This is a genomic window from Weissella paramesenteroides ATCC 33313 (assembly GCF_000160575.1).
Classification (GTDB): Bacteria; Bacillota; Bacilli; order Lactobacillales; family Lactobacillaceae; genus Weissella; species Weissella paramesenteroides.
The window spans coordinates 467,068-480,126 of sequence record NZ_GG697129.1 but is presented as its reverse complement, the minus strand read 5'-3'; the positions used below and the strand labels follow the sequence as shown (position 1 = coordinate 480,126).

Annotated in this window: 12 protein-coding genes; 10 read left to right on the top strand and 2 right to left on the bottom strand. The window is 36.5% G+C overall.

Going from position 1 to position 13,059, the window contains the following annotated elements; translation table 11 throughout:
• Window positions 1-81 precede the first annotated feature (81 nt).
• Window positions 82-837, top strand: a complete 756-nt coding sequence (locus HMPREF0877_RS05235) for a MerR family transcriptional regulator (protein ID WP_002828211.1) — start codon at window positions 82-84, stop codon at window positions 835-837.
• Between the two features lie 126 nt (window positions 838-963).
• Window positions 964-1,833 carry an SDR family oxidoreductase gene (locus tag HMPREF0877_RS05230; RefSeq protein ID WP_002828209.1) on the top strand — a complete coding sequence of 290 codons (870 nt, stop codon included), beginning with the start codon at window positions 964-966 and terminating at the stop codon, window positions 1,831-1,833.
• A 97-nt stretch (window positions 1,834-1,930) separates the two neighbouring features.
• On the opposite strand, the gene HMPREF0877_RS05225 is transcribed toward HMPREF0877_RS05230, so the two are convergent.
• Window positions 1,931-2,608: a matrixin family metalloprotease gene (locus HMPREF0877_RS05225; protein ID WP_002828208.1), complete on the bottom strand. Its 678-nt coding sequence runs from the start codon at window positions 2,606-2,608 to the stop codon at window positions 1,931-1,933.
• A 269-nt stretch (window positions 2,609-2,877) separates the two neighbouring features.
• Here HMPREF0877_RS05225 and HMPREF0877_RS05220 point away from each other — a divergent pair, with 269 nt between their 5' ends.
• The 6 genes from HMPREF0877_RS05220 to HMPREF0877_RS05195 all read left to right on the top strand — a co-directional run bounded on the left by HMPREF0877_RS05220 (window position 2,878) and on the right by HMPREF0877_RS05195 (window position 9,423).
• Window positions 2,878-3,579, top strand: a complete 702-nt coding sequence (locus HMPREF0877_RS05220; RefSeq protein ID WP_002828207.1) for a response regulator transcription factor — start codon at window positions 2,878-2,880, stop codon at window positions 3,577-3,579.
• 5 nt (window positions 3,580-3,584) lie between these two features.
• Window positions 3,585-4,958 carry a sensor histidine kinase gene (locus HMPREF0877_RS05215; RefSeq protein WP_040760644.1) on the top strand — a complete coding sequence of 458 codons (1,374 nt, stop codon included), beginning with the start codon at window positions 3,585-3,587 and terminating at the stop codon, window positions 4,956-4,958.
• A 220-nt stretch (window positions 4,959-5,178) separates the two neighbouring features.
• The gene (locus HMPREF0877_RS05210) at window positions 5,179-5,835 is read left to right on the top strand and encodes a VTT domain-containing protein (RefSeq protein ID WP_002828205.1); all 657 of its coding nucleotides are present in this window, start codon (window positions 5,179-5,181) and stop codon (window positions 5,833-5,835) included.
• Window positions 5,825-6,481, top strand: coding sequence for a phosphatase PAP2 family protein (locus HMPREF0877_RS05205; protein WP_002828204.1), 657 nt, complete (start codon window positions 5,825-5,827; stop codon window positions 6,479-6,481). The genes HMPREF0877_RS05210 and HMPREF0877_RS05205 overlap by 11 nt, the downstream gene beginning before the upstream one ends.
• The gene (locus tag HMPREF0877_RS05200) at window positions 6,478-7,431 is read left to right on the top strand and encodes a glycosyltransferase family 2 protein (protein WP_002828203.1); all 954 of its coding nucleotides are present in this window, start codon (window positions 6,478-6,480) and stop codon (window positions 7,429-7,431) included. The genes HMPREF0877_RS05205 and HMPREF0877_RS05200 overlap by 4 nt, the downstream gene beginning before the upstream one ends.
• Before the next feature lie 21 nt (window positions 7,432-7,452).
• Entirely contained in the window at window positions 7,453-9,423 is a 1,971-nt protein-coding gene (locus tag HMPREF0877_RS05195) for a hypothetical protein (protein ID WP_002828202.1), read from the top strand.
• 243 nt (window positions 9,424-9,666) lie between these two features.
• Here the strand turns inward: HMPREF0877_RS05195 and HMPREF0877_RS05190 are convergent, their stop codons facing one another.
• The gene (locus HMPREF0877_RS05190; RefSeq protein ID WP_002828201.1) at window positions 9,667-10,557 is read right to left on the bottom strand and encodes an ArsR/SmtB family transcription factor; all 891 of its coding nucleotides are present in this window, start codon (window positions 10,555-10,557) and stop codon (window positions 9,667-9,669) included.
• Between the two features lie 224 nt (window positions 10,558-10,781).
• Here HMPREF0877_RS05190 and HMPREF0877_RS05185 point away from each other — a divergent pair, with 224 nt between their 5' ends.
• Both HMPREF0877_RS05185 and HMPREF0877_RS05180 read left to right on the top strand, forming a co-directional pair.
• Window positions 10,782-11,756, top strand: a complete 975-nt coding sequence (locus HMPREF0877_RS05185) for a glycoside hydrolase family 43 protein (RefSeq protein WP_002828200.1) — start codon at window positions 10,782-10,784, stop codon at window positions 11,754-11,756.
• A gap of 29 nt (window positions 11,757-11,785) precedes the next feature.
• Window positions 11,786-13,030: an oligosaccharide MFS transporter gene (locus HMPREF0877_RS05180; protein WP_002828199.1), complete on the top strand. Its 1,245-nt coding sequence runs from the start codon at window positions 11,786-11,788 to the stop codon at window positions 13,028-13,030.
• Window positions 13,031-13,059 lie beyond the last annotated feature (29 nt).

The window sequence follows — 13,059 nt, the reverse complement described above, 5'->3', positions numbered from 1 at the left end:
GATGTTCCAACCTTTTTTAGTTGACCTTCACGTTACGTTAACCCTTATCATGTATTTATGATGAAAGGAAGGGAATAACATATGTTATATACGATTAAAAAAATAGCTGAAATATCGGGCGTTAGTACTCGCACTTTACGATATTATGATGAAATTTCGCTATTAAAACCGGCACAAACTAATGAGTCTGGTTATCGATTTTACGGTGAAAAAGAAATTAATAGACTACAACAAATCTTATTCTACCGAGAATTAAACATAAAATTAGAAGATATTAAATTGATTTTAGATCAACCAAATTTCAGTGTCGAACGTGCTTTGACAGAACATTATCAAAAACTTCTGATGAAAAAAGTACGGATTGAAAATTTAATAGCGAGTATAGAAAAGACAATGAAATATTATCGGGGAGAAATAAAATTGGCAGATACAGAGAAATTTACAGCATTTAAAGAAAAACAGATTTTAGAAAATGAGCAACAGTATGGTGAAGAAATTCGAGAAAAATATGGTGAAGATGAAGTTAAAGCAGCTAACAGGAAATTTTTGCAATTAACAGAAGTTGATTTAGAAGATATGAAATCAACGGAAGAATTACTTTTTCATAAACTAAAAATATATCTTACACAGGTAGATGTTAATAATGAATTAGCACAAGAAATATTTAATCTGCACAAACAATGGTTGAGTTACACATTACCCAATTATTCATCAGACATCCACAAGGGAATTGGTGAAATGTATGTTGGAGATGACAGATTTAAAAGTTATTACGATAGAAATGACATTGGCAGTGCAGAAGCTTTAAATAACATTATTCAGCATTATGCAAACTAACTATTTCAGCTTGTAAAATCCGAAATTTTGATGTTTGATATTGAAAATGATAAGGTGCATATAATTAGTGATTAAGAAAAAAATAATGTTGCTTATTTTTCAGAATATTTGTCAGGAGGTTTGCCGATGACAAAAGGTATGAATGAAACTGATAGTGGACGAAATGACTTGCCTAAACAAGAACAATCTGGATCAGGGTTACAAAGCAAGATGATTCCCATTCCAGATGATGGTAGTAAGAGCTATATTGGTCATAATCGCTTGCAGGATAAAAGGGCATTGATTACAGGTGGTGATTCAGGAATTGGTCGGTCAGTGGCGATTGCATATGCTCATGAAGGTGCTGATGTCGTTTTAAATTATTTGCCAGAGGAAGAGTCCGATGCGCAAGATGTTAAAGAGAGTGTGAACAAATTGGGCCGTCGTATTTTACTAGTGCCTGGTGATCTTAGAGAGGAATCTTTTAGTCAAGAATTGGTTGCACATGCGGTATCCTTTTTTGGTGATTTTGATATTTTGGTACTCGTAGCAGGTAAGCAACATGCTGTATTCAATATTGAAGATTTATCAACAGATCAATTAGTTGATACCTATACAACGAATGTTTTTAGCATCATTTGGTTAATTAAGGCAGCATTACCACATCTGAATGAAAATGGTAGCATTATTACAACAAGCTCAGTACAAGCTAAGAAGCCTCTGCCATATTTAGTTGATTATGCCAGTACCAAAGCAGCTATTCGTAATATAACTGAGAGCTTGGCAAAACAACTGGCACCGAGACATATTCGTGTAAACTGTGTGGCACCTGGACCAATTTGGACACCTTTACAGATTGCAGGTGGGCAACCACAAGAAAAGATTCCTGAGCTTGGTAAAAATACAGCAATGGGTCGACCAGGTCAGCCAGTAGAAGTTGCAGGCGCCTATGTGTATTTAGCTTCGGCGGATGCGACTTATGTGACAGGTGAAACCGTTTATGTGACAGGTGGATAAATGGGTAGTATTCAAAAAAAGCTGGGGCATTTACGCCTCAGCTTTTTTATCATGTATGTTCCATGTGAAACAATAATATAACCCACTGTTAGTTATATTATTGATAAATTTTTTTCAGATTGGCCACATCTTGTGCAGATAAGGTTGTTTTACCTTGATCAACAGGATACATCACGGAGTCTTTATTTTGGGTGTGATCTAGCCCAAGCGCATGGCCAATTTCATGAATAGCGGCAGAGAGCCTTGCTGGGTAAGCAGTGTTAAGTGTCGCTTTACCATGGTTGTAATCAGATCTAATTAGACCATATTGTGAATAAATTTTTGGCCCACCGATGCCTAGTTCTTGCATATTGTTGGCATCACTGGCTGTTTTATTGTAAATGCCAAGGCGTAAAGTGTTTTTTGATTCGTTTTGTTTTTCAGCAGTTAGTTTAACGATACCCGTCTGATTGTACACAGCAATTGCCTGTAAGAATATTTGGCGAGTTTCTGATGGAACGTTATTATCAAAATAGTAGGTGTATGTATTTGATAATTTCTTATTGATAACGATAGACTCTAGGCCAGAATTGTCAGTTGATGTTGAACTCTGAGAGTCAGAATGCGTCTCGGTTTTACTATCAACTAAGAAAGGAATTTTTTCTGACCAGGTTTTTAAATCAGTTGTTAAAGTGACTAGTTGATTGTTAATTTGTTGACTAACAGTTGGCGTTTTAGCCCAGTTATAGACAAAAACAGCGACAACGATTAAAATGATACCTTTTAAAAATTTCAATGTTGACTCCTTTCTGTCAAACTAAGAATTGACACTCCCAGACCATAACGCATGTTAACATATGAAGTTAAGAATTACCTTATAGTCGATAAATCTGAAAAAAATTTAGTTTTCATTTATTTTTGTCTAGTGGCATACTTAACTCGTTTAGTTTATCTTTTTAAAAAGTAAATAATTTGGTATCAGCATTTATGTCATGTGTTTTAGAACAGGGCGTACTATAATACAAAAATAACGCTTGTGTTGACTAATATAATTGGAGGCAAATCGTGAAAACAAAAATTTTACTGGTTGAAGATGAGGAAGGACTAGCAGATTCTTTAAAGACGGAACTCGAATTGGAAGATATGGTTGTAATTTGGGCAAAGGATGGTCAAGAAGCATTGGATTTATTCCATGAGCACGAACAGGAATTAAATTTGATTATTTTAGATTGGATGTTACCAAAACTAGATGGATTCAGTGTGTTACGAAGAATTAGGAAACATAGTCAAATGCCAGTGATTATGTTAACCGCCCGTGATTATATTGGTGATAAGGTAGCCGGTTTGACTGGTGGTGCAGATGACTATATGACCAAACCTTTTGAAGTAGAAGAATTATTGGCCCGAATTGAAGTTAGTTTAAGACATAGTCAAAAAACAGATCATCAGGCCAAAATATATACAGTTGGTGATTTAACAGTTGATACAACCACAAAGCGGGTGTCCCGTCATAATAAAATTATTCCATTAACGCAGCGAGAGTATGAATTACTTGTCGTCCTTGTTATGAACGAAGATGAGGCTTGTTCTCGTGATGGATTGTTGGATGAAGTCTGGGGGGTTGATTTTGAAGGGCAACCCAATATTTTAGATGTTTACGTTAGAAATTTACGATCAAAAATTGATGCTGATCCAAGTAATCAAAAATTAATTCATACTGTACGTGGTGTTGGTTACATGTTGTCACAAAATGTACAAGATAGGTAAAGCCGATGACAAATCGTAGAAAACGACAGCAATCGAGTTCATCGATTATGCTACGTAACTTAATTACAATGGTGACGATATTGACCGTTTCCTTAGGTGTGTGCATTATTATTGCCGTTGGCCACCAACTACTGGAAGAAGTTCATCAGACGACCAACCAAATTACCACTAGTCTGGAAAAAACATATATTGATGGTGATGATGATTGGCAGGAATGGCGTCGTAATAACACATTGGATACTAGTGCCAGTTTTGTTTATATACATAATTTACAAAAGGACGATGACAATGCACGCTATTTTTCGCCAAATACAGAGCATATTTTACAGATTAAACCGATCAAAATACCGTTTATTTCACATCTCTACTATCGACCAGATTTTGGCTTTTTATATCATCGTGTAGCACACGCCAAGGGCATTTACTACACGCTTTGGCAAAGTATGCATTCGCAGCTTGAAATATTATTACGCGTGATTTTAGTAACAGCAATCCTTTTAGGCGTAACACTAATCATTATGCCATTATATATTCGCCGTTTAACAAAACATCTAACAGATCCTATAGTCAATCTTTCACAGAATACAAAAATTATTGCGTCTGCCGAAGAACCAGGTTCAATGAGGTTGCCAGTTCCTGAACAGCCAACAGAGGTTACCGATTTAGCAACGAATTTCAATGAGTTATTGGTGATGCTTAACAAGCGACAAGAACAACAAAAGTTATTTGTGATGAATGCAGCACATGAGTTACGAACGCCGATTGCGACAATCAGAAGTCATGCGCAATTGATTGAACGTCACGGTAAGGATCATCCGGAAATTATTGAGAAATCTGTGCGCTATATCACAGATGAATCACGACAAATGCAACAATTGATTGATGAATTACTGGCATTGTCACGGGCAGATCAGTTGGTATTGGATGTGCACGATATTGATTTAAGTAACATGATTGCAAATACCGTTCAAAGTCTTAATAACACGTTCCCACAGAAGTTTATAATGACCATTAAACCAGATGTACATATGGTTGGGAATGCAAATGCGATTGATCAAATTTTAAATAGTTTGCTGACGAATGCATCAAAATATTCACCTGAAGATAGTACGATTGAAATCCAACTTGAAACAAATGCACAGGAGAATTATGTCATTACGATTAAAGATCAAGGCCAAGGTATCAGTAATGAAGATAAAGCACATATCTTTGAACGGTTTTATCGTAGTGCAGAAGTTCGTGGTTCGGTAAAGGGGACCGGATTAGGGTTGGCAATTGCAGATCAACTGATTAAATTGATGGGCGGGACCATTCAAGTTAAAGATAATCATCCACAAGGCAGTGTTTTTATATTGACGATACCTGCGCATACCACATGATAATTGATAAAAAGTTTCTCAATTTTTTGAGAAACTTTTTTTGTGCAATCGATAAATATGAATTTTATTCAGAAATAGATGTTGTGTTAGTGGTGTTTAACTGACTAAATCTGAAAAAAATTCATTTTTGATTTATTTTCTGTAGATAGGACGCTGCACCAAAGTTGTTTATCCTTTAAATATTGATAACTGAGTTAGTTAGACTTAAAGGAGAAGGTATATGTCTGTCTTTTTAATTACAAGCCTGGTACCAAATTTAAATCAACTTTTGCCAGGTTTAATTAGCCAATATGGTAGTTTGATTTATATTGGTCTATTTGCATTGATTTTTATTGAAACCGGTATTGTGATATTGCCCTTTTTACCAGGTGATTCGCTATTGTTCTTATGTGGTTCACTTGCCGCAATGAGCAATCATTCCTTGAATGTTTGGATACTGTTGCTAGCGCTTAGTATCGCTGCGGTCATTGGTGATTCTTTGAATTTTGAAATTGGTGAACATTTTGGCGCATACATTATGCGTAATGAGAGATTACGTCGGTTTATTAAGCCAAAATATTTAAGACAATCAGAAATCTTTTTTGCTCGCCATGGTAAGCCAGCCATCTTTTTAGGACGGTTTATACCAATTATTAGAACCATCATCCCGTTTACAGCGGGTGTTAGCCACATGAAATATCGTGATTTTGCGAAGTATAACATTTTAGGTGGTGTGACATGGGTGGCAGTTGCAGTTGGTGCAGGCTATTTCTTTGGTAATATTGCCATTGTTAAAGCGCATTTTGAATTGATTATGATCGCAATCATCGTTATTTCATTGTTACCAGCGCTCATTATGGCAATCCGTAATCGAGGGGGTGTAGCTGATGACGAATAGACTGGAAAAACTTTTCGGTTCAGGATTATTAGTTATTTTTATTATTCTGGCCGTTAGCGTGGCATTTAATTCAGATTGGGTGAATGTATTTGATTCGTCAGTAACACAGTTGATGGCAAATGCTTACCTTCCTTTGAATACAGCAATTTTTAACATCGTTACGTTTTTAGGTAGTCCATTAACAGTCATTATTTTAACGGCTTTGTTATGTGTTTGGTTGTTTTTTAAAAAGCAAGTCATAACAAGCCTTTGGCTGGGTGGCATTCAATTAGCTGGATCTGCCATTACTGAAATAGTTAAGCAAGTGGTTGCTTGTCCACGACCAATTAATCAATTAGTACCAGATACAGGGTTTAGTTTCCCTAGTGGGCATACATTTTGTACAACGATTTTGGTCTTATCGGTTTTAAGTTTATTACTACCGAAAATTCATGATGAGGAAAATAAATTAGTTGTTAGATTGATTGGGATTGTTTGGATTGGCTTCGTGGCTGTATCGAGAGTTTACTTGCGTGATCATTTTGGATCAGATGTGCTGGCCAGTGTAATTTTAGCGACAGGCTATTGGTTGTTGTGCGCTGCATATGAAGTACCAATAAAAACCTTCATTCAGCGTTTTCTGCCAGAAAGGATGAAATCATTATGAAAATACAAAAGTTAACGATCATTATACCAGCTTTCAATGAATCAGAAATTTTAGTGAATTCAGTTCATCGATTGTTAGCTATTGAAGATCAAGTTGCCGAGCAACATGCCGATATGTTGGGGATGCGTGCTGATATTGTCATCGTTGATGATGGCTCAACGGATCAAACCTGGTCATTGGTAGAAAAATTGCATAAGGAAAACCCACGTGTTCGTGGACTACAATTTTCCCGTAATTTTGGCCATCAAGCAGCTTTGTTGGCAGGATTGCAAGAAGCCGTTAAAACAGCTGACTTTCTGGTGACAATCGATGCTGATTTACAGGATGATCCTGAAAAAATATTAGACATGGTCTCTATGGCGATGGACGGCGACGAAATCGTCTATGGCGTAAGAAATAACCGTGAGTCCGATACTTGGTTCAAGCGGACAACCGCGCAGGGATATTACTGGACATTGCACGTATTAGGAGTTGAATTAGTACCGAATCATGCTGACTTCCGATTAATGTCTAAGCGAGCTGTGAATACTTTATTGTCTTATCCAGAACGTAATTTTTTTATTAGAGGTATTATTCCAAAATTAGGCTTTAAGACGGGTGAAGTAGACTATAAACGTACCCCACGATTAGCGGGTGAGTCTAAATATCCATTGAAAAAAATGTTATCATTCGCATGGGAAGGTATTACAAGCTTGACGATTGCGCCTGTCCGTTTAATTTTATGTCTTGGCGTCCTTGCTTGCTTCCTTTCAATTGGGATGGTCATATACGCTATTGTGATGAAAATTTTAGGATTGACGGATCATGGATGGTCATCCCTGATGGTCTCGTTATGGTTTGTGAGTGGGATTCAAATGATTAGCTTAGGGGTTATTGGCGAATATATTGGTAAAGTGATCAATGAAGTAAAGGGTCGACCACGTTATACAATTCAAACGATTATTGAGTAGGACTAATAAAAAGGGGAAATAATGAAACATAAAATTTACCCAATGTTTTTCTCAGTTGTGTTGGTTATTTGTTTAATTATTGGCACACTTGGGAATTTGATAAGATATTCAGGGATTGCGGTACTAGTTGTTACCTTAATTTTGTTCTTGACGGCACATATTTTTGCGGGCGGTATTAACCAACTATCAGTCAAACGTGTCAAATGGATTGTGGGTATTGGCTTAATTGCCATGTTCATTGGGCAAATCGTTATATTATCAGTTATGCCGAACACAGTATACCATGATCCTTATCGTGTCTTATCACAAGCTGATCAAATGGCAGCGGGTCATATGACATGGGGGATTACTTATTTTTGGCGTTATGCAAATAATGTCCCCTTAGCATATTTAATGTCTCTCTGGTTGCAATTAACGCAGTTATTTCATTTAAGTGCAAATGTAGCTATTCATACATTGAGTATCCTCGTGCTGGATGTATTTATTGTTTTATCATTGTGGACGATTTGGCAGTTAAGTCATCGTAAAAGCTTATTGATTGGTGCAACGGCCTTTTTTGTTCTGACACCATTTGCTTATACCTATTACTTGCAGGTATTTTATTCAGATTTACCAAGCATGCTGATATTATTGCTTATCATGCGCATAATGATGCAATGGCCGGGCAAATCTCAAAAACACCATCTGGTCACAGGTATTGGATTAGTATTTATTAGCACATTGGGGATGCTGATCAAATCAAATATTATTGTATTAGTCCCAGCATTAATGATTATTGTGTTTATTTTGTGGTATAAGAAGTTGCTGAAACAAAGTAAATTGTTACTACCAACAGTGCTGATTATATTTGGATTTGGACTAAGTGTGCCAGCAACCCATGGTATTTATCAAGCCAGCCATTTTCATACTGAAACAAAATATGAATTTCCGGTCAGTCATTGGATTTTGATGGGAGCAAATGCGCAACATAAGGGGATGTATAATGGTAAGGATGTACACCGAGCAGTTCAGCAACCCGATAAAAAAGTACGCCAACAATATGATCTAAAGGAGATTCCGAAGCGATTTGAAAAATTAGGTGTTGGTGGCACGGTTAAATTATGGGTGGTAAAGCTAGGTATTTTACTTAATGTTCGAGATATTCAGGACTGGTATAACGGTGGTTATCGTAGTGCGCCCAATTGGTATCAGCAAATGGCACAACCAATTAAGGTTATTGTTATTCTGAGTTATACTGCTGCGACGATAGCACTTTGGTTTACCTTGATTTTGCGCTTGCTATCATGGCGACCAGACTTTAAGAATAGTCAACAGGTCGTTGCTGTCCTTGCCGTAGTTGCATCGTTAGGATATCTAGCATTTCATACGTTGCTTTGGGAGACAGAAACGCGTTATGGCCAGGTAATCTTACCATTAATTTGGTTCACGTTGGCAGCAATTCCAGTACCTGAAACAGATAGGAAACGATTATTTACCAATTTGCAGGTACTTGCGGTACCGTCATTGATAACATTGTGTTTCGTTAGTTTAGGATTTGCAATCGGATTGAGCCTTGAGCATCCAAAAAATATGGTCATTTCGGCACAGCGAAGTCAATTATCAGCGCAATACCAAGCAAAGCCGTTTATGTTGATACCTGGTAAGCAAATGACAGAAGATGTTGATTTGAATGGCCATGCAAATTACTTTTCAGTGCAAATTCATGCGGGTTCGAGGGTTCATGTAGTTCTAGAGAATAAGCAAACACAGCGACGATATCAAATGTATCGTGCGGGTTATGTCTATCGCTTGCATAAAAATATTCAACCTGGTAATTATCGAATTGTTATTAAGAATATATCGCAAAAAAATCAAGCAGTTGATGTAACCAAGACTTACCACTATCAACTAAGCAACCACCCATTGGTAATAAATGGGAAAAAAGACAAGTATGCATCCTTGGTATATACTTGCCTGTTACGTTATAAAGGTGGCTCAACAACAAACTCATAGATATGATATAAAGCAAAGAAGTTGGGACAAAAGAATTTGTTCCAACTTCTTTTTTGCTAAAAATGTATTAATTATCAGCATGAAAGTTTGATAGCATAAACGTGTTCCAAAATCCTAAAACCTTGCTGTAACAACAATTAGGTGATTCTGGCTCTCCGCTTTGCTATGGCCAAAAATGATGAAAATCACGTGTCATACCGGTTTCAAAACAACTTGTGTTTTGCTCTCTTTGTTTTCACTTTATTAACTATAGAAAAGTTTTAAATTGATATCTTGGTCATAATTACCAAAACCTTTGCCAAATAGGGTGCAACCACCTTGGTTTTCAGCATCAGCTTTTATTGCGAAACGAATTTTGAATGTTTGCCTAGAAATATCAATGTCAGATAAAGAAATAGGGGTGAAGGGTTGGCCGTCTAGGTATGTCCCATGGTCGGTGATTCGGAGAATTTTTTGGATACCATATTGATTAACGTTGTCAGGTACCCAATCAGGTGTGTATTTACCACGTGTATCAGAAAAATCACCGGGACTTGTCCAAGTACCAATCTCAACATCATTAATGTAAAACGTAATATCTGATGGCCAGACATTATTAGAAAACGGGAATTCAGATCCTAACTCGATAGCTAGATCTAACATTTCAAGATGTTCATTTTTGGATAAAAAATTAGGAGACTGATATTCAACAAAACCGTTAGAAAACCAGATCATACCAGCATCAATTCGTTGTGGATCCATAAAATAGGCAGGATTATCTACTTTGCCGATATAATCATCTGGTCCTGCTAAACCACAAGATGGTTCGACAGAGAAGTCAGTATAATGACCCACGGGAATATTAGTTTCGTGAATATCGAAAGATGGATAAATTCGTTCAGGGAATCTAACTGATATATTATCTACTTTCAACATGGAAATTTTGTTATGACCATCTTTTTCAAAAGCAATAATACCAGCATCGGCTAAAATTTGCAGATGTTTAAGTGTGATGGTTGTACTAATACCAAGATGAGCAGCAATATCCCTAACATTGAGTTTTTCATGAGATAAAATTTGGATAATTTTTAAGCGCATTGGATTTGCAAGGGCTTTATAAACAGGTAATGAATTATCAGAAATATCTAGTTGCATTGACAATCTCCTTAGATAACAAAAATGTTTCTTATTAATTTAATAGTAACATAATAGTTGTTTTTAGATAAACAATCAGCGTTATTTAACCTATTTAAAATAACATAATAGTTATTTATATCATAAAATTCGTTGAAAAGATTAACAAAAATGTATTGAAAGCGCTTGCATTATGATTTAAAATAAACGTGTTGAGAAATAAATCACAAATTTAAAAAGGTGGTATGAAAATGACTGACAGTTATATCAACCCGTTAATTATTCAGCGAGCTGATCCATATATTTATAAACATACGGATGGTTATTATTATTTTACAGCCTCTGTTCCTGCTTATAATTTAATTGAAATTCGCCGTGCGAAAACAATTAATGGTTTAGCCCATGCAATGCCAAGGACGGTTTGGCGTAAACATGATCATGGTGAGATGAGCCAATTGATTTGGGCACCAGAAATACATTACATCAATGATAAATGGTACATCTACTTTGCTGCGACAGATACAACAGCATTAGATGAATTAGGTATGTTTACACATCGCATGTACTGTATTGCATGTGATAGTGCTGACCCAATGGTTGGTGAAGAAGTTTGGCACGAAAAGGGACAAATTATCACTGACAAAGATAGCTTTAGCCTAGATGCAACAACTTTTACTCATAATGACAAGTTGTATTATGTTTGGGCACAAAAGGACAAAGCCATTGCAGGAAATTCTAATCTTTATATTGCTGAAATGAGTAATCCGTGGACCCTTAAAACCAAGCCGGCTATGCTTTCAAAACCAGAGTTTGATTGGGAAACAAAGATTTTTTCAGTAAATGAAGGACCAGCAGTTCTGCAACGTAATGGGAAAATATTTATTACTTTCTCTGGATCGGCGACTGATGAAAATTATGCCATGGGAATGTTGTGGATCGATGAAAATGACGATGTACTAGACGCAAACAAATGGCACAAGCTTGATCATGCGATTTTCCAATCGGATATGGCGAACGGCTTGTATGGCCCAGGACATAATTCATTTACCGTTGCGGAAGATGGCGAAACTGATTTGTTAGTGTATCACGTCCGCAACTACTTAGATATAAAAGGGGATCCATTATATGACCCTAACCGCCACACGATGGTGCAACCATTTACTTGGGATGATGAGGGATTTCCAACATTTGGTAAGCCAGTACCGTTTAACATTGAGTAATTTCCTTTAACGAAAGAAAGGTGTAGATCATGGATCAAACACAAAATACACAAAAAAAGCACTTTTGGAGTTTTTTTGGAACTGATGTCAGTTATTTCTTTATTTGGCAAATTGTACAAGGTTTCTTGGTACTTTGGTTAAAACAAGAAGCCGATTTGAGTGGTGGCCAAGCCGGATTTGTTTTTTCATTTTTGGCATTTGCCTCATTATTTTATCAACCAGTATTTGGTATAATTTCGGATAAATTGGTCTTTAAAAAGACGTTGCTATTATCAATAACAATTGCTGCTATCCTCATTGGCCCATTTTTCCAATGGTTATTCATACCATTACTTCATTTTAGTTCATTATTAGGGGCGATTATTGGTGGCTTCGCATTAGCTTATGTACTTAATGGTGGTGTGGCAGTTATTGAATCTTATGTGGAACGCGCAAGCTTAGCCAATGGCTTTGAATATGGTCATGCCCGTATGGGAGGATCAATTGGTGGTGCACTGGCATCGTTCGTGGCAGGATTGGTGTTTGTTAAAAATCCATTTTTGGTTTTCTGGATTTGCTCACTTGCTGGTATTATTTTGACTTGCTTGGTAATCTTTGGTGATCGGATTAATTTTGCTAATGCAGATGCGGCAGAAGGAGCAAGTTCAGCACCATTAAATGCCAAAACTATTTTATCTATTTTTAAAATTAAAAATTTCTGGATATTAAGTATTTTCTTTATGGGAACATCAGCAATTTATGATGTGTTTGATCAACAGTTCCCGGTATTTTATCAAACATTCTTCACGAGTGCTGCAGCTGGTACCGTAGCCTACAGCCGCCTACTAACGACACAAATTGCGTTAGAAGCCCTATTAATGATTCCAATGCCTTGGATAATTAATAAAATTGGTGCTAAGAATGGATTGATTGCTTATGGTGTGCTTACTTTTCTACGTATTACGTTAAGCGCAATTGCTCCTAATTTCTGGTTCTTAACATTTGTTCGTCTACTTGCATCATTTGAAATGCCACTCTTCTTAGTCTCAACAATGAAGTATATTGCCGGAGCATTTGATTTAAGATTATACGCAACCATTTATGCTTTGGCGTTCAATTTTGCTAAACAGATATCGTTATTTATTTTCTCTACAGTTGCCGGTGATCTTTATGATAGCGTGGGATTCCATACGACATATTTCATCTTAGCTGCATTAGTCGCTTTGGTAACAATCGTTGCTGTATTTATGTTGAAGAAAGAAAATCCAGCTCAGGCGGGTGAAGTCGCGGAGTGATAGAGACTTCTGAACTAATTCCTAAACTA

What these genes read in the sequence shown, in the direction of transcription:
- HMPREF0877_RS05205 (WP_002828204.1), top strand. Translation starts at nt 5,825, where the DNA reads ATGACGAATAGACTGGAAAAACTTTTCGGTTCAGGATTATTAGTTATT.
- HMPREF0877_RS05210 (WP_002828205.1), top strand. Translation starts at nt 5,179, where the DNA reads ATGTCTGTCTTTTTAATTACAAGCCTGGTACCAAATTTAAATCAACTT.
- HMPREF0877_RS05215 (WP_040760644.1), top strand. Translation starts at nt 3,585, where the DNA reads ATGACAAATCGTAGAAAACGACAGCAATCGAGTTCATCGATTATGCTA.
- HMPREF0877_RS05195 (WP_002828202.1), top strand. Translation starts at nt 7,453, where the DNA reads ATGAAACATAAAATTTACCCAATGTTTTTCTCAGTTGTGTTGGTTATT.
- HMPREF0877_RS05190 (WP_002828201.1), bottom strand. Translation starts at nt 10,557, where the DNA reads ATGCAACTAGATATTTCTGATAATTCATTACCTGTTTATAAAGCCCTT.
- HMPREF0877_RS05185 (WP_002828200.1), top strand. Translation starts at nt 10,782, where the DNA reads ATGAAAATGACTGACAGTTATATCAACCCGTTAATTATTCAGCGAGCT.
- HMPREF0877_RS05180 (WP_002828199.1), top strand. Translation starts at nt 11,786, where the DNA reads ATGGATCAAACACAAAATACACAAAAAAAGCACTTTTGGAGTTTTTTT.
- HMPREF0877_RS05200 (WP_002828203.1), top strand. Translation starts at nt 6,478, where the DNA reads ATGAAAATACAAAAGTTAACGATCATTATACCAGCTTTCAATGAATCA.
- HMPREF0877_RS05235 (WP_002828211.1), top strand. Translation starts at nt 82, where the DNA reads ATGTTATATACGATTAAAAAAATAGCTGAAATATCGGGCGTTAGTACT.
- HMPREF0877_RS05230 (WP_002828209.1), top strand. Translation starts at nt 964, where the DNA reads ATGACAAAAGGTATGAATGAAACTGATAGTGGACGAAATGACTTGCCT.